Here is a 16,193-nt window from a genome sequence, read left to right as displayed (position 1 = left end):
GCAGCCAGACTGACTGATCGGGCGGCCGAGATCATGCAGTCGAGTTTAGCGAGAAACCGAAGCCCCAACTTTGCCGAAACTCCGTGGTTCTTTGCAGCCCATGGGGTCCACGTTCGGGAGCCAGGCAAATGGATGCCCTATCGGAAGCTCTCGCGTCGGTGCATATGACGGGCGCCATCTTCTACCACGCAGAGTGCACAGCCCCCTGGGGGTTCCGGGTGCCTCACCTGCAAAACGTCGCCCATGTCCTTGCTCCCGGAACCGAGCGCCTGGTCAGCTATCACCTGGTCACGGACGGCAAGGCGATCGTGCACTTCCCGGGCGAAGACGACATCGCCGTCGCTGCGGGCGATATACTGATCATCCCCCACGGCGATGCCCATACTGTTTCGAACGGCTCGCCATCGACCTACCTCGACAGCGGCGCTTCGCTCGGCGAGTTCCTGGTCGGCCATCTCACCACGATGCGATTGGGCGGCGGAGGCGAGGTGACAAGGTTCGTCTGCGGTTATTTCGGCTGCGAACGTCATGCCGACCGGCTCTTCCTTGCCGGCCTGCCGCTGATGATCAAGATCAACCTGCGGGGCGACCCGGCCGGCGAATGGCTGGAGAGCTCGGTTCGCCATCTTGTCTCCCAGGCGGGATCCGCGCTGCCGGGACAGGCGGTCCTGCTTTCCAAGATGGCGGAGGCGCTCTTCATCGAAACCCTTCGCCGCTATATGCAGGCGTTGCCGCCGGAACAGACCGGCTGGCTTGCAGGTGCGCGGGATCCGGTCGTCGGCGGCGCATTGGCGCTGCTGCATCGGAAACCCTGTCATCATTGGACCGTGGAGCTGCTTGCCGCCGAAACCGGCGTTTCGCGCTCGGTCCTTGCCGAGAGGTTCTCCCGGTTTCTCGGCGAGCCGCCGCTGACCTACCTTGCGCGCTGGCGATTGCAACTCGCCGCCAGGAGGCTGCAAACCACGCGGGAGGCAGTAATCCAGGTGGCCTCCGAGGTAGGCTACGACTCGGAAGCGGCGTTCAATCGGGCGTTCAAGCGCGAGTTCGGTATTCCGCCAGGCCAGTTCAGGCGATCGTCTGCCCGATCGGACCTGGTCGGAGGTAACGGACCAACTCGCATTCGCACGGCGTGAGAATCTAAAAAGTATTCCCTTTGAGTGCCTTGTGGCTTGTCATAATGATCCGCTGGTTCCGATCTACCAGTAGACCAATTCCGTGCGCGTCTTTCCGGCTCCACTTCCGGCAAATGCCGCTGTGAGCCGCTGCTTTTCGGCGCAATAGGCAGCCAGGGTTTCGTAGAGCCTGGCTTCCATGAATGGAACGTGTTCCCTGCTGGTGGACGCTGCGTCAGCGGTCGCTGATACCAGGGCACTGATTTGACGTATCAGCAGATCGTCTGTCGATGGCTGCATAACCTTCTCCTTTCGATCCCGATCCGACAAGATGATTCCTGATTTCGGCTCACCGCAAGTCCGCAGATCACAGGAGTCGCAAATACCGGCTGCGACAGATTGCTCGCTTCACCAGGCTTCAGCGAGCAGGGGAATGCACCCGCAGGTTTTCGCTGGCCTGCACGAAGCCGCAGCCTGCCAGCGCGACCAGCGCGAAGGCCGCGGCCAGCGCCAGAAAATGGGTGCCTATCTGAAACCGGTCCAAAGCCTGCCCTTGAAACAAAAAACGCCGCACCTGCGATACATGCGTGTAACGCGGCAATGCGGCGTAAAGTTTCAGCGCGGCTGTTGTGCTACCGGGGGCTGCCCGCCGCTGCCGCCGTGGTCGACGTTCCGCTCACGATCGCAGCTTCGGTACGGTACTGCGGCAGATGATTTTCGAGCGAGTAGAAGACGCACAGCGCGAGGCTGGACCATACCGCCAGGCTGAAATAAAGCGACATCCAGGCAATCTCGTCCTTCCATTCGGCAAGGTCGTGCGTCACCACCCAGCGCGTGCTGACGTCGCGCAGGCCCTCGCGGGGCGTCAGGCGCTTGTCGCCATCGGCATCGCCGGTCCGCCAGCGGTTCAGGTACATCGGGACGTCGATCGTCATCAGAAACGCCAGAAAGCCTGCAATGCCTGCGATGGTTATGGCCAGCACCACGCGAACCACGCCATGGAATTCCGGCAGCAGGCGGCAAAGACCGACACCGACGATGAAGAAGGCAACTGCCCATAGCGAATTTTCAATGGCGTTACCGAGATAATTCCTGGTCAGCACCGCATACCATGACAGGCATTCCGCGATCAGGATCAGCGGGACGATCACCCACGCGGCATTCACGGTCGTTTCCGCCCCGGTCATCGTGCCGAGCTGGTGCAGGAGAATCGCCCATTGCGCGACAAAACAGATCTCGGCCACGGTCGCCACCGTCCGACCGACAACGACGCTCGACAGCCAGGTGTCGAACAGGCAGATCCGCTGAACATCGGCGCGCGGCAGAAACGACCTGAAGGCGCAGCCGAAAACATAGGCCGCACAGAACAGCAGCATGGCCCCGATGCCGGCCGCGCCAGTCGGCTGGAGGGGAAGCTCGCGATACAGCACGAACCAGACGGCTATATTGACGCCGCTCACCAGCGTCAGCAGGGCCCACCACCAGGACACGGGATTAGACCAGGCCAGGGAACCTGACCGCGCCTGCCATTCCAAGCTCATTCGTCGCTCCGCCGTAATCGAACTGACACTTAACTGTAATAATACAGTCATACGCCAAGGCCAATCACGACAAGAGTATGTCAGCGGGAGTGGGTGGGGACGGCGGGCGGGCGCCCGGCCGAGGAAAATCTATTTCCCCTCATGGTGAGGGGGCGCGCAAGCGCCCTCTCCGGACGATGCTTCGCATCGCCGGGCGAACCGAGAGGCCACGGTGGCGGCTGCATCCTTCGGGACGCGGCGAAGGCGTCGCTCTCAGGACAGGAATTTCACGCCGTAGGTCTTGCCCCGGCGCCAGACCACTTCGCACGACTGGCGCGTCGTATGTTCAGGCACCAGCGCCAATTCAAAGCTGTCTCTGACATCAAGCGCAGTATCGGTCGCGATCTTGGCGCCGCCCGGCGAGACGTCCAGCACGAAGCATTCAATCTTCGTCGTCCCGTTGTCGATCGTCAGCCATGTCGGCCGTTTGCGCAGCTCGCGCCGCGGTTCGCGCTGCACTTTTGTTCTTTGTTCGTCGACAATCATCCTGCCCATCCGTCGTTGGACCCAGTCGTCTGAGTCTTCGAAACAGGCCGTCATAATGAAGGTAACTTCGTAAAGTTTCCTTAGTTTATCGTTTCAAATTTACCGGTTTGGTTCGCGAGTTGTAAGCCGAGTTCTCGCAACTCTGCTTGCGCCGTCGGGCGTTCGGGACGTCGCAATTGTCTTCGCGGCCGCAGCAAAGCGCGAAGCGCGCGATACGCACGCCCAAATTGAGTTTCAACCGGCCCTGAAAACGCCTACTGTCGATGCCAGCCGGGCAGCGTAGGGGGACGGGCCCGGCCGCAACATAATCAATACCCTCATAATCAATATCCTTGGGAGGAAGACATGCGTCACAAGACCTTGGCGATTCTTGCGGCTTGCGCGGTCGTGACCACCTGCGGCGAGGCTCAGGCCCAGCAGCCGGCGGCCCCGGCGGCGGTGCCGGACCAGATGCCGTTCGATGTCCCGTACGGAAATTCGATCACGGCCGATCGCGCCGCTGACGTGGTGAAGGCGATCGTTGCCGAGGCCACGAAATCTCCCCGCAACTGGAAGCTCGCCATTTCCGTCGTCGATACGCACGGCGATCTCGTCTATTTCTACAAGATGGACAGCACGCAGCAGGCGTCGGTGACGATCTCACAGAACAAGGCACGGACTGCGGCGCGCTATCGGCGCCCGACGCAGATCTTCAACAACGCGATGCAGACCCCCGCCGGCGCCTATATCGCCACGCTGGAGTCGCCTTCGCCGACCGCATCTCCCGGCGGGATCCCGCTTGTCGAGGGCGGCAAGATCATCGGCGCGGTCGGTTGCAGTGGTGCCACCGGCGATCAGGATGCCGTCGCGTGCAAGGCCGGCGCGGATACGGTGAAGTAGGCGTCCGTCATTTCGGAATCGTAGGGTGGGCAAAGCGCAAGCGTGCCCACCATTCTGCTGCCGCTGCGGATGGATGGTGGGCACGGCGCGATGCGCCTTTGCCCACCCGATCAACCCATCGTCTAGAAATTCACCCGGTTCGAGATCGCGCCGTCGACGACGAGGTTCGAACCCGTCGTGAAGGAGGAGGCCGGGCTCGCCAGGAACACCGCCGCGTTGGCGATTTCCTGCGGCGTTGCCATGCGGCCGGTCGGGTTGCGCGCCAGCGCGTCCTGGTAGCGCTTCGGCATGTTCTGCTCGACCATGTTCCAGATGCCGCCCTTGAAATAGACGGTGCCCGGCGACACCACGTTGACGCGGATTTTCCTGGCAGCGTATTGCCGCGACAGTCCCTTGGCCATGTGGATCAGCGCCGCCTTGATTGGGCCGTAGGAGCTGGCGGTATCGGCCTGCGCCGCCGAAACCGATGAAATGATGACGAAGGCCGCGTCGCCGGTCTTCTCGCCACTGGCCTCGAGCAACGGCCGCGCGGCCTCGAACGCGTTGACGGCGCCGAGCACGTCGAGCCGAAAATTCTGCTCCCACGACGCGGGATCGCCGCCTTGCGCCATGGCCCCGGCATTGGAGAACAGCATGTCGACGCTGCCCAGCTGCCGCGCAACATCCGCGATCCACGACTTCAACGCGGCGGCGTCGGTGATATCCACGGATGCCCCGGTCGCCTTCACACCCATCGCCTTCAGCTCCGTAACGGTGCCGGCGACCTGATCCGCGTTGCGGGCGCACACTGCGACGCCTGCGCCTTCGCCCGCCAGCGTGTCCGCAATCGCCCGCCCGATGCCGCGCGTGCCGCCGAGCACCACGGCGTTTCTGCCCTTCAAACCCAAGTCCATCTTGTTTTTCCTTATGTGATTCCGCCGCATTGTAGCGGCCAGGTTAACTCCGAAGAAGGCTCAAATCGCCGAAGCCGGGCCGGCAAGCTCTGCGTCTTTTTGTGTCGAGCAGGCAGTTGGTCGCGTGGCGACGTCATCGAGTCGCGAGAAAATTTTTCTGATGATGTGACCAGATTTCGCGTAACAGATCGATCTCGCGCCCCTGAACGTGCGGGCGGATCGGATCGACGTCAGGTGCTTCTGTGGTGAACTCCGGCCAGTTGCTAACGGATCTAAAGTTTCGCGATGGCGTGAGTGTATGATGACCAAGACCCGCTCTAACCCGATACGTGACCGACTTCACTGCGCAGCCTGAAATATCCAGTAGCTGAGGGTGCCTTTCTGTCGCGCCTGCAAACGAAACCGTTCACGTGGCGCTGCATCGAAGGTCATTAGATTGTGTAGGTCGGCGAGGACTGAACTGTTGCGTGTCAGATAAGAATGACCAGAGCCGCAGGGGCGCCATTGCCACCATGGTCGCACGTCGGCGGGCGTTGCATCGAGCGTATCAACACCGCTGACTACCACGACTTCCTTGCCTCCTTGGCCTGCACGCCGCTTGCTGTGGACGATCTGGTTGGAGCACCACAGGGCTTGGTCATTGTCGGAGGCGTACAATGTTACGCGCTTTGCAAATGCCACTAAACTTGGTGCGGCTTGTTCAAACCTCGCAACATAGATATCCGGTGCCGCCAGGACGAGATGTTGCAAGAGGGGTTGTTTAAAGCCGGGACGCCCCAGAGCCCATTCCATTGCTTCGGCAATAAGACGGCTGCCCATGCTGTGCGCAACAATATTGATACGGCCAGCGCCTGCCGCACTTCGAACAGCCTGGAGGAAATCAAGAAAGGCTGCTCGGCTTGCTAGAACCTCGTCTTCGTCTCCCCAATACTCGGAGGCGATGGCCGCGGAAGGCCAACTGAAAATCGTCACCGCGCCGTCCAACTTGATATCGGATGCAAGCAACGCTGCGTTCTTTGCGGCGTCCGCGAACGAATTCTTGAAACCGTGAACGTAAATCAGAACTTCTTTGCGGCTGCTGCCGGTCAACCTATCGTTAAGCTTCGCTATAAAATCTGCGCGGGACAGGAGCGATATCTGGTCGAGCTTCGTAGCGGGGTCGGGATCGCTAGCGACCGGCCGATTGATGCCAACGGTGACTTCGGCACGTCCGAATGACAAGGTTCCACGCTGCCCGGCGAAGCGGACGTTCGGGTCGGTGGCGCCCTCATCCTTGCGATCGGTCGCGAAAAAGACCGGCGTGCTGACCGTCATGGTTGACGGGGCTATGGAGGGAGTGGTCGGTGGAGTTCGAGCCACTATTTGCTTCGAAACGAAGAGAACCCCATCAACCCGCGACGAAGTGGTGGTTCCCCAAGTCTTCGAGGCTGACTGGCGAAAATTAGCCAGCTCCATTGGTGAAATGTCCGTATGCGAGTAGACAGCAGAGACATTAAGTTGGTCGAGGGCTGACCGGTCCCGCTGTATGGCCTGATTTGTCGCGCTTTCAGCTGAGCGGGAAACTTCGTCAAGCAGGATCGTTTGATTCTGAAGTGACAGAGTTCGCCAGAATTCCCGCCTCGCTACTACAACTGCTACCAGCGGTCGGAAGTTAATCTCGGAAATTGAGCCGCCTTGCAGGTTGATGACGCCGTCCGTCACATAGTGCGGCGCGGTTTCGATAGCGTCGATGGCGCCGGCTTGCAGTGCCATCCCTATCTCCCCGGCCGCAAAAGTAGATGGGGAAGCTCCCAGCGCAGCGACCGCTGCCCGGCCTTCTGGCGAGATCGTTGTTCTAAACTTCAGGCCCTTCAGACGATCCACACTTTGGACGGGTTTGCCAAACAGCTGGCTCATCCCTCCATTCCAATACCCCAATCCAACAAGGCCAAGCTTTCCAACAGAAGCAAGTACCGTATCGCCGACTGCTGATTTTTGTACCTCTTGCGCTTCCTGCAGGTCCTTAAAGAAAAATGGAAGATCGAATATTGCAAAGCTGGTGTCGTTATCATCGATGCTTAACAGCGACTTCCGCGAAGCCAGCGCGGAAGTCGACAATACAGCAAGGTCGGCACCACCGGTGCGGACGGTATCAAGGACATTAACGGAGGGTGGAAGAATTTCAATCTTCCACTCTTTCCCAAGGCGCTCCGTCGTTCGCGTTTGAAATTCCCTCACGGTACTTGCAAGCGATGACTTTTCCGAGAAGCTTGAGACAACGCGGATCGCGTTGGATTGGGCCCAGCCTTGGGAGCAGGTCAGGGAAAGCAGTATCGCAACAGAGATACGTAGACCCATGAGACTCTCCGTTAGAGGCGAGGTCGATGCTACCTTGCATTGTTTAGCAAAAACAGAGCTTTTTACTGCCGTCCAAAGAACAGAATCCCTAGTCTCAACTCATCTAGCAAACCGCGCGACAGCCTCCCTGCCGCCTTCTCGATCAAATCGCCGACCGATCCATTGACGATGGGTAAGAACCATCATGCGACCATGAACCTCTTCCTGGCGAAGAGGGATGCGATCTCGTCACCGCACGCGCGCTCGGCGCGATCGCACCAAACCCGGGATGCAGTGATTGGGTAGGCGAGAGCGCCCCTCCTTCCGTCATTGCGACCCGTTGGCTCGCATGACGACGTGAAGGTGGCGGGTGCGCCAAACTAACCCGATCCGGCCTCGGGCTGATTTGCTTCGCGCGCAAGTGTGAGTTCATGCAGAGGCCCGCGACAAATCAACCCGACGGGCAAATCAGTCAAAAAGTGTCCAGCCCTCCGCGCAAAAATATTCCGCTTTCGTCGCAGGCCAAATCAGCCGCATAACTCCGCCCGTCTCACGGCGGATGAGGGGCGCTCGCGATCGTCACGAACGCGCTGTGAGATGCGATGGACGCTGAGGGCGCGATAGACGTTGCGCGCCGGAAGCGTACGGCGAAGTCGTGTGGTTCGGGCGCCGCGGTGCTGGCGTTAAGTCCAAGAGAAGCGAAAGCTTCTCGGGGGCGACGGAGGCAAGAAAGCCGTTCTCCGGGAAGAGCACGAAGTAAACCGTAAAGCCATTGCGCAGGGAAGGCCGGAATGCTCCCGCTGCCCTGTATGCTCGTGTGCAGTTTTGTTTGCGCAAATCGCACGCGAGACCGCGGGTGCAGCAAGCACCCGGTCTTCCCTGCGCCCTGTTTGGATGGCAGGAAAGTTGACAGCAAAGCTCGGACGCAATGCGTCGCGAGAATGCCACCTCATATTCAGTTGTCATCGCCGGGCGACGACAGAGAACTGTTTGCGAGATGAAGCCCGCAAAGACGACCAAGGGTCTACTCCGGCGCGGCCCCAACCGGCGGTCCTCCAGGCGGGCGATGCAGGAAGGTGATCGTTGCATAGGCGCCCACCCACGAACCGAGCGCTGCGAAGGCAACGTAAACCCAATTCTCGGTGTAGCTGATGACGGCGTAGGACGAGAGCAAATACCAGACGCTGCTCCAGGTCGCCGCCGGCACGCGCTTGCGCGCGACCACCGCCGAGGTGAACATGACGTAGACTGCATCCGTGGCCGCAGTCGCAAGCAGAACGGCTCCCGCCGTCAGGGGATCGATGGCAGCCATTGCAACTCCTTCTGCGGTCAAGGACGTAGTAGAGCGATCCCATTGGCAAATTCTCCCCGGATTTCGCTCGCGCTCCATCCGGGCTAAGCTTGCGTGGGATGTTGAAAAAGAACGTTAGGGAAGAGAAACGCCGATGCAAAGCCCCCGCGAAATCCTTTCCGATATCTGGACCTCCATTGGCGGCGAAGCTTCCGCGCTCGACGCGCTCACGCTGACCGGCGATGAGCCGCAATTGCCGTCCTCATTTCGTGTCGCCGCGGCGGCACAGGTCAGCGTCGCTGCGACCGGACTGGCGGCGGCCGAGATATGGAAGATGCGCAGCGGGCAAGCGCAGGAGGTCGCGGTCGATATGCGCCATGCCATGGTCGAATGCCGGAGCGAACGTTATCTGCGCGTCGACGGCAAGCCGCCGCCGCCGGCCTGGGACGCGATCGCTGGCGTCTACAAAACGCGCGATGGCTTCGTGCGCCTGCACACCAATTTTCCCCATCACCGCGATGCCGTCTGCAAGGTGCTGAACTGCAGGCCGGAGCGTAACGCGGTTCAGGCCGCACTGATGCAATGGGACGGCGAGGCGTTCGAGACCGCGGCCTATGCCGGTGGCGCCGTCGTCGCCTTCATGCGCTCGCATGACGAATGGTTGGCGACGCCGCACGCCAAGGCGCTTGCCGGATTGCCACTGATCTCGATCGCAAAGATCGGCGAGGCCGCGCCGAAGCCGAGGCCCAAAGGCGATCGTCCGCTCGTGGGGCTTCGCGTGCTCGATCTGTCGCGGGTGATCGCGGGTCCGGTGGCGGGCCGGACGCTCGCCGCGCATGGCGCCGATGTGTTGCTGATCTCGGGGCCCGACCTGCCGGCCATCCCGTGGCTCACCATCGACACCGGTCGCGGCAAGCTGACGAGTTTTATCGAACTCAAGAACGAGCAGGGCCGGGCGACCTTGCGCGATCTGCTGGCGGAAGCGGATATCTTTTCGCAAAGCTATCGGCCGCGCGCGATTGCCAGTCTCGGCTTCTCGCCGAAGGACGCCGCGCGCATCAAGCCCGGCATCATCTATGTCACGTTGTCGGCGTATGGCTATGCCGGGCCGTGGGCGGAGCGGCGCGGTTTCGACTCGCTGGTGCAGACGGCGACCGGATTCAATCACGCCGAGGGGCAGGCCGCCGGCGTCGATGGACCGAAGGAATTGCCCGCACAGATGCTCGACCACGCCACCGGCTACTTCATGGCGTTCGGCGCCATGATGGCCAAAGCGCGCCAGGCGCGTGAAGGCGGAAGCTGGCACGTCCAGGTGTCGCTGGCGCAGACCGGACGCTGGCTGTGGAATCTCGGCCGGGTCGCCGACGGCCTCAATACCCGTGATTTTACGGGGGAGGCGGTGACGCCCCTCGTCGAGGACATGGACTCAGGCTTTGGCGCGCTGCGATCGGTCAGGCACTCCGCGATTCTGTCAAAAACCCCGGCATTTTGGGCCCGTCCGGCGATGCCGCTCGGCAGCCATCCGCCGCAATGGCCGGCACGCGAATGAGGCAGCCACGGGGCATCGGCCCTACTTCTCCAAACTTTAACCTCACCCGCAAAGCTATTTTCGTTTTTTAGGTTGTGTAAAATGCCAATTCGGCACTATTAGCGCCTAGGTGAGGCAAATCGTCGCTGAGTATCCAGGCCGCATGCTGAAAGAATTTATAAGGCAATGGCAGCCGCTTAGTCGGAAGCGCTGGGCTATGGCCCTGGCGTTCGTGGCGCTCGCAGGCGTGGGCTTCTACGGCTTCACGAAAATCGGCGGCACCAAGGCCGGCCATTCGGAAGTCTCGAGCCAGTCCCGCAAGGGATTGCAGCGCTACACGCCGAGCCCGGCCGAATGGGCGAGCCTGACCATCCAGCCCGTTACCGAACGCGGCTTCCGCGCAGAGCACGTCACCGAAGGCAAGATCGCGATCGACGAAGACCGCTCCACGCCGGTGTTCTCGCCCTATGCGGGACGCGTCACCAAGCTTTTGGCCAAGCCGGGCGACAGCGTCGTCAAGGGCCAGCCGCTGTTCGTGATCGAGGCTGCCGACAACGTTCAGGCGCAAAACGATTTCATCGCGGCGATGACCGCCATGAACAAGGCGAAGTCCGCGCTCGAACTTGCACAGTTGCAGGGAACGCGCGCCAAGGACCTGTTCGAAGGCAAGGCCGTCCCGCTGAAGGATTATCAGCAAAGCCAGGCGACGCTGATCCAGGCGCAGAACGACATGCGCTCGTCGGAAACGGCGATGCAGGCGGCGCGCAACAAATTGCGAATTCTCGGTCTCACCGACGACGACATCGCGACCTTCCAGGAGAAGGGCCGCATCAATCCGGAGACCACCATCTTCGCGCCGATCGCGGGCACCGTGGTCCAGCGCAAGATCGGCCCCGGTCAGTACGTCAACGCCGGCGCCAGCGACCCCGTCTATGTGATCGGCGATCTCTCCACCGTCTGGATGACGGCCTTCGTCCGCGAAAGCGATTGCGCGAACGTCGCGATCGGACAGGACGTGACCTTCAATGTGCTGGCGCTGCCGGGCCGTTCGCTTTCGGCGCGGATCAATTACGTCGCTACCGCAATCGATCCTGCGACGCGGCGGCTGCTGGTCCGCGCCACCATCGACAACAAGAACGGCACGCTGAAGCCGGAGATGTTCGCCAACGTCACGATCTATTCGGCGGGCGACCGTCCGGCGGTCGGCGTGCCGAAGCAGGCATTGATCTATGAAGGCGATCAGGTGCGGATCTGGGTCGCGCATCCGGACAAGACAATCGAATTGCGTCAGATCAAGCCTGGCCTCACCAATGGCGATCTCGTCGAGGTGGTCGGCAATCTGAAACCCGGCGAGCAGATCGTCACCAAGGGTGCGCTGTTCATCGACCGCGCCGCGTCCGGCAGCTGATCCCCCTCATTGAAAGCTCCGGTCTGAATGGATCGCCTGGTCGCCCTAGCAGTCAGCCGCCGCTATTTGATGGTCGCCATGTTCGTCGCCGTGCTGGTCGGCGGCCTGATCGCGTTCAAGCAGCTCAACATCGAGGCCTATCCCGATCCGACCCCGCCGATGGTCGACATCGTGACGCAGAGCCCGGGTCTGTCGTCGGAAGAGATCGAGCGCTACATCACGATCCCGATCGAGACCCAGGTCGCCGGCATCAAGAACCTGCGCACCATCCGCACCATCTCGCTGTACGGATTGTCCGACGTCAAACTGCAGTTCTCGTTCGATTACACCTATGAAGAGGCGCTGCAGCAGGTGTTGAACCGGCTGTCGCAGCTTGCGCCGTTGCCGGGCAGTGCGCAGCCGACCATCTCGCCGCTCAGTCCGACCGGCGAGATTTTTCGTTACCGCCTGAAAGGCCCACCGAATTACAGCGTGCTCGATCTCAAGACGCTGCAGGACTGGGTGTTGCAGCGCCGTTTCCGCGCGGTGCCCGGCGTCGTCGACGTCACCGGCTGGGGCGGCAAGACCAAGACCTACGAGCTGCAGGTCGATTTCAACAAGCTGGTCGCCAACGGGCTGACGCTGCCGCAGGTGCTGCAGGCCATCGGCAACGCCAACATCAATGTCGGCGGCAACACCGTCAATATCGGCGCGCAATCCGCCGTGGTGCGCGGCGTCGGCCTGATCCGCTCGATCGACGACCTCAACAACACCATGGTGTCGCAGTCGGGCGGCAATCCGGTGCTGGTCCGCGACATCGCGCAAGTCACGATCGGCGAAAAGCCGCGGCTCGGCATCGCCGGCCTCGACCAGGACGACGATATCGTGCAGGGCATTGTGCTGATGCGGCGCGGCGAGCAGAGTTCGCCGACCATCGCCCGCGTCGAAAAGCTGGTTCACGAGATCAATCATTCCTCGATCCTGCCGCCCGGCGTGAAGATCGAGCGGATCTACGACCGCAAGGACCTGATCGACATCACCACGCATACGGTGCTGCACAACATGGTGGTCGGGATCATCCTGATCGTGCTGTTGCAGTGGCTATTCCTCGGCGACCTCCGCAGCGCGCTGATCGTCGGCGCGACGATTCCGTTCGCGCTGTTCTTTGCCGTCATCATCCTGGTGCTGCGGGGCGAATCCGCCAATCTGCTGTCGGTCGGCGCGATCGATTTCGGCCTGATCGTCGACGCCACGGTGATCATGGTGGAGGCGATCTTCCGGCGGCTGACGCAGACCACCGCGCTCTCCGCTGCCGAGCAGAGCCACATCTCCTTCGAGACCACGATGGGGATGAAGAGCCACGCGATCATGTCGGCGTCCGCCGACGTGTCGCGCTCGATCTTCTTTGCCGCCGCCATCATCATCGCCGCCTTCCTGCCGCTGTTCACGCTGAGCGGCGTCGAGGGCAATATCTTCGGGCCGATGGCGCGGACTTATGCTTACGCTCTGGCGGGCGGGCTGATCGCGACCTTTACGGTGACGCCGGCGCTGAGCGCGATCATCCTGCCCTCGCATCTGGATGAAGCCGAAACCTGGATCGTGAAACAGCTCGACCGGCTGTATGTGCCGGTGCTGAACTGGGCGATTGCGAACCGCAGAATCGTGCTCACCGGTGCTGCTGTGCTCGTCCTGATGACGATCGCGTTCGCGCGATTGCTGGGGCTGGAATTCCTGCCCAAGCTGGAAGAAGGCAATCTGTGGATCCGCGCCACGTTGCCGCCGACCATCTCGCTGCAGGAGGGCAACGCCTACGTCAACGAGATGCGCAGGATGATCCGTGCGCGCCCCGAAGTGGAATCGGTGGTGTCGCAGCACGGACGCCCCGACGACGGCACCGACGCCGCCGGCCTCTTCAACGCGGAGTTCTTCGCGCCCCTGAAGCCCAACAGCGAATGGCCCGGCACCCGCGACAAGGACGAACTGACCGCGCAATTGCTGGGGCAGTTGCAGGACAAATTCCCGGGCGTCGAATTCAACTTCTCGCAATATCTGCAGGATAACGTCTCGGAGGCCGTCTCCGGCGTCAAGGGCGAGAACTCGATCAAGCTCTACGGCAACGATCTGCAGGCGCTGACCGATACGGCCAACAAGATCAAATCCGTGCTCGGCACCGTGCAGGGCGTCACCGACCTCGCGGTGTTCACCTCGCTGGGCCAGCCGACCATCCAGATCGACATCGACCGGGCGCGTGCGGCGCGCTATGGCCTGTCACCCGGCGATATCAACGCCACCATCAAGGTAGCCGTCGGCGGCGACAGCGCCGGCGATCTCTATGAACCCGGCAGCGACCGGCATTTCCCGATCATTGTTCGCCTCGCCCCCGAATACCGCAAGAGTGCGGAGGCGATCCACAATTTGCGGATCGGCGTGGCGGGGCAGGGCGGCGTGATCACGCAGATTCCGCTCAGCGAGGTTGCCTCGATCAACCTGATCTCGGGCGCCGCTTATATCTACCGCGAGCAGCAGGAGCGCTATCTGCCGATCAAGTTCTCGGTGCGCAACCGCGACCTCGGCAGCGCGATCCAGGAAGCGCAGGACAAGGTCGCCGAGCAGGTCCAGCTGCCGCCGGGATCGCGGGTCGAATGGGTCGGCGAGTTCGGCAATCTGCAGGACGCCATCAAGCGGCTGTCGATCGTGGTGCCGATCAGCCTCGCACTGATCGGCGTGCTGCTGTTCTTCAATTTCGGTTCGATGGTCGACACGCTGCTCGCCATGAGCGTGATACCGATGGCGATCTTCGGCGGCGTGCTCGGTCTGTTGATCACAGGCATCCCGTTCAGCGTGTCGGCCGCGATCGGCTTCATTGCACTGTTCGGCATTGCTGTCATGGACGGCATCATCATCCTGTCGCAGTACAACCAGCTCATCGACGAAGGCTATGAGCGGATGCGCGCGGTGATCCGTACCGGCGAACTGCAATTGCGGCCGGTGCTGATGACCTGCGTGGTGGCGGGCGTCGGACTGCTGCCGGCGGCGGTGTCGGAGGGGATCGGTTCGCAGGTGCAAAAGCCGCTGGCGATCGTCGTCGTCACCGGCATGATGCTGGCGCCGATCGTGATCCTGGTGACGCTGCCGGTGCTGATCTCGGTATTCTCGCGCCGGGCGCGCTAATTCGCTGTGGGCACATGCCCATGTTTCCTGCCCACTCGCTTTGTGGTTGACGCAATCCCGTGGCCGTCCCTTGATGCGGGCAGCGCGGGAGAACACCATGCGGATCGAGGAAAGCCAGGGACAGAACGGCCACGTGCAGCCGGCGAAATCGCCGCCGACCGCCGAGCAGATTCTCGGCGAAATCCGCGACTATTGCCGTCAGACACAAACCGCTGAATCAACCTTCGGGCGGCTGGTGGTCAACGACGGCAAGCTGGTGTCGCGGTTGCGCGACGGCGCCAGGATCACGACCGGCACGCTCGACAAGGTCCGTGCCTATCTCGCCGAGCACCAGCCCGCTTCGACCGCCGCGGCAGGCCAGCCGTCACCGGTCGCCAAACCGCTGAACGGCGCGGCTGCTTGCCGGCCCGGCCGTGGCGCCGCCGGGCTTCCGATTCTTCGATAACCGGCAAAAGTACCTGCTGTTCGTCTCGACTTGTGGCGAGAAGAGCGAGGTCGGGAATCGCATCTCGCTCGAGCTCGGCAATCTGCAGCCGGCGCCGCCGGCGCTTCGCATCTTCGATGCCGGCGTCGGCGACGGCACCGTGCTGTCGCGGGTGATGCGGGCGGTGCATGCGCGCTTCCCCACCATGCCGCTCTATGTCGTGGCGAAAGAGATCAGCTACGAAGACGTCCGCCTGATGCTGGAGAAGATGGCGGACCGCCTGTTCGAGCATCCCGCCACCGTGCTGGTCGTGACCAACCTCTACTACGCCGAAGCGCCATGGCTGACGCCGCGCTCGGTGACGTCAGCGCAAGGCCTGATCTGGAAAGATGTCACGCTGACCGGCAACACCGCGCACGGTTTCGCCGAACAGATCGGCGAGCTCGAGGGCTTCCTCGCCGAGAACTGGCGCGCGGGGATCAGTCCGACCACCGGCAATCCGGTGTACCAGCGCCCGGTGATCCTGACGCTGCGGCGCGAGGATCATTCGTTCCTGCTCGATCCGATCATGCCGCGGCCCGGCCGCGTGATGGCGGACTACGATCTCGTCATCGCTTCCCAGCCCTACCGGGCGCGGGCGAGCGTTGAGTTCAAGGCTTCGAAAGTGGTGACGCCGCTGGTCAAGTCGCTGCGGCCGGGCGGGCGGCTGATCGGCATCCATTCGCACGGCCGGGATCCCGGCATCGAGATCATCGATCAGGTCTGGCCGGGCGATGATCCCTTCAAGACCGACCGCTACGCCATCCTGCGCCAGGTCAAGCACGAGCTTGGCGCGGCGGCCCGACACTATAATTTCAATGCCTCCTCCGACGCGCGCTCGATCTTCCGCTATCACATGCACACGCTGCCGGACGAGGTCAGCGGGCCGATTGGTACGTCGACGCTGTTCGCGGCCTGGAACGCTGCGATCTACGTGGCGCAGATCGAGGACAACAGGCTGTCGGAAGTGGTCCGCGACGGCCGCTACCTCGAAGCCACCGACCGCGTGCTGAAGAAGCACGGCGGCCTGTGGTTCAACGATGAAACCTATGTGATCTCGCGCCGCCGCGCGCCGGCATGATTTTGG

Annotated in this window: 12 protein-coding genes and 1 pseudogene; 6 read left to right on the top strand and 7 right to left on the bottom strand. The window is 62.1% G+C overall.

What is annotated here, in order from left to right:
• The first annotated feature begins 128 nt into the window (after positions 1-128).
• Positions 129-1,133 carry an AraC family transcriptional regulator gene (locus tag V1293_RS11900; protein WP_334509642.1) on the top strand — a complete coding sequence of 335 codons (1,005 nt, stop codon included), beginning with the start codon at positions 129-131 and terminating at the stop codon, positions 1,131-1,133.
• A gap of 63 nt (positions 1,134-1,196) precedes the next feature.
• Here the strand turns inward: V1293_RS11900 and V1293_RS11895 are convergent, their stop codons facing one another.
• The 4 genes from V1293_RS11895 to V1293_RS11880 all read right to left on the bottom strand — a co-directional run bounded on the left by V1293_RS11895 (position 1,197) and on the right by V1293_RS11880 (position 3,178).
• Positions 1,197-1,412, bottom strand: a complete 216-nt coding sequence (locus V1293_RS11895; RefSeq protein WP_334509640.1) for a hypothetical protein — start codon at positions 1,410-1,412, stop codon at positions 1,197-1,199.
• Positions 1,413-1,530: 118 nt separating this feature from the next.
• Positions 1,531-1,656, bottom strand: coding sequence for a hypothetical protein (locus tag V1293_RS11890; RefSeq protein WP_334509638.1), 126 nt, complete (start codon positions 1,654-1,656; stop codon positions 1,531-1,533).
• Positions 1,657-1,744: 88 nt separating this feature from the next.
• On the bottom strand, positions 1,745-2,653 hold the full coding sequence (locus tag V1293_RS11885) for a hypothetical protein (protein WP_334509636.1): 909 nt from the start codon (positions 2,651-2,653) through the stop codon (positions 1,745-1,747).
• Positions 2,654-2,905: 252 nt separating this feature from the next.
• On the bottom strand, positions 2,906-3,178 hold the full coding sequence (locus V1293_RS11880) for a PilZ domain-containing protein (protein WP_334509633.1): 273 nt from the start codon (positions 3,176-3,178) through the stop codon (positions 2,906-2,908).
• A gap of 345 nt (positions 3,179-3,523) precedes the next feature.
• Between V1293_RS11880 and V1293_RS11875 the strand changes: the two genes are divergently transcribed.
• Complete coding sequence (locus V1293_RS11875) at positions 3,524-4,057, top strand: GlcG/HbpS family heme-binding protein (protein WP_334509632.1); 534 nt, start codon at positions 3,524-3,526, stop codon at positions 4,055-4,057.
• A gap of 122 nt (positions 4,058-4,179) precedes the next feature.
• Here V1293_RS11875 and V1293_RS11870 read toward each other — a convergent pair whose 3' ends face one another.
• From V1293_RS11870 to V1293_RS11860, 3 genes are all read right to left on the bottom strand, one after another.
• Positions 4,180-4,950: an SDR family NAD(P)-dependent oxidoreductase gene (locus tag V1293_RS11870; RefSeq protein WP_334509631.1), complete on the bottom strand. Its 771-nt coding sequence runs from the start codon at positions 4,948-4,950 to the stop codon at positions 4,180-4,182.
• Between the two features lie 339 nt (positions 4,951-5,289).
• Entirely contained in the window at positions 5,290-7,287 is a 1,998-nt protein-coding gene (gene dctP, locus V1293_RS11865) for a TRAP transporter substrate-binding protein DctP (protein ID WP_334509629.1), read from the bottom strand.
• 1,003 nt (positions 7,288-8,290) lie between these two features.
• A complete protein-coding gene (locus V1293_RS11860) occupies positions 8,291-8,578 on the bottom strand; it encodes a hypothetical protein (protein WP_334509627.1) in 288 nt (95 codons plus the stop codon).
• 133 nt (positions 8,579-8,711) lie between these two features.
• On the opposite strand from V1293_RS11860, the gene V1293_RS11855 reads away from it, so the two are divergent.
• From V1293_RS11855 to V1293_RS11840, 4 genes and pseudogenes are all read left to right on the top strand, one after another.
• Positions 8,712-10,106, top strand: coding sequence for a CoA transferase (locus tag V1293_RS11855; RefSeq protein ID WP_334509625.1), 1,395 nt, complete (start codon positions 8,712-8,714; stop codon positions 10,104-10,106).
• Positions 10,107-10,302: 196 nt separating this feature from the next.
• Positions 10,303-11,493, top strand: a complete 1,191-nt coding sequence (locus tag V1293_RS11850) for an efflux RND transporter periplasmic adaptor subunit (protein WP_442894233.1) — start codon at positions 10,303-10,305, stop codon at positions 11,491-11,493.
• A gap of 27 nt (positions 11,494-11,520) precedes the next feature.
• A complete protein-coding gene (locus V1293_RS11845) occupies positions 11,521-14,643 on the top strand; it encodes an efflux RND transporter permease subunit (RefSeq protein WP_334509620.1) in 3,123 nt (1,040 codons plus the stop codon).
• Between the two features lie 97 nt (positions 14,644-14,740).
• Positions 14,741-16,187: pseudogene (locus V1293_RS11840) on the top strand (hypothetical protein).
• The last annotated feature ends 6 nt before the right edge of the window (positions 16,188-16,193 follow it).

The sequence above is a fragment of the Bradyrhizobium sp. AZCC 1693 genome, from assembly GCF_036924745.1.
Classification (GTDB): Bacteria; Pseudomonadota; Alphaproteobacteria; order Rhizobiales; family Xanthobacteraceae; genus Bradyrhizobium.
Note: the sequence above shows the minus strand (reverse complement) of the source record. Positions and strands in the feature narration are given on the sequence as shown.

What these genes read in the sequence shown, in the direction of transcription:
- V1293_RS11900 (WP_334509642.1), top strand. Translation starts at nt 129, where the DNA reads ATGGATGCCCTATCGGAAGCTCTCGCGTCGGTGCATATGACGGGCGCC.
- V1293_RS11895 (WP_334509640.1), bottom strand. Translation starts at nt 1,412, where the DNA reads ATGCAGCCATCGACAGACGATCTGCTGATACGTCAAATCAGTGCCCTG.
- V1293_RS11885 (WP_334509636.1), bottom strand. Translation starts at nt 2,653, where the DNA reads ATGAGCTTGGAATGGCAGGCGCGGTCAGGTTCCCTGGCCTGGTCTAAT.
- V1293_RS11880 (WP_334509633.1), bottom strand. Translation starts at nt 3,178, where the DNA reads ATGATTGTCGACGAACAAAGAACAAAAGTGCAGCGCGAACCGCGGCGC.
- V1293_RS11875 (WP_334509632.1), top strand. Translation starts at nt 3,524, where the DNA reads ATGCGTCACAAGACCTTGGCGATTCTTGCGGCTTGCGCGGTCGTGACC.
- V1293_RS11870 (WP_334509631.1), bottom strand. Translation starts at nt 4,950, where the DNA reads ATGGACTTGGGTTTGAAGGGCAGAAACGCCGTGGTGCTCGGCGGCACG.
- dctP (WP_334509629.1), bottom strand. Translation starts at nt 7,287, where the DNA reads ATGGGTCTACGTATCTCTGTTGCGATACTGCTTTCCCTGACCTGCTCC.
- V1293_RS11860 (WP_334509627.1), bottom strand. Translation starts at nt 8,578, where the DNA reads ATGGCTGCCATCGATCCCCTGACGGCGGGAGCCGTTCTGCTTGCGACT.
- V1293_RS11855 (WP_334509625.1), top strand. Translation starts at nt 8,712, where the DNA reads ATGCAAAGCCCCCGCGAAATCCTTTCCGATATCTGGACCTCCATTGGC.
- V1293_RS11850 (WP_442894233.1), top strand. Translation starts at nt 10,303, where the DNA reads ATGGCCCTGGCGTTCGTGGCGCTCGCAGGCGTGGGCTTCTACGGCTTC.
- V1293_RS11845 (WP_334509620.1), top strand. Translation starts at nt 11,521, where the DNA reads ATGGATCGCCTGGTCGCCCTAGCAGTCAGCCGCCGCTATTTGATGGTC.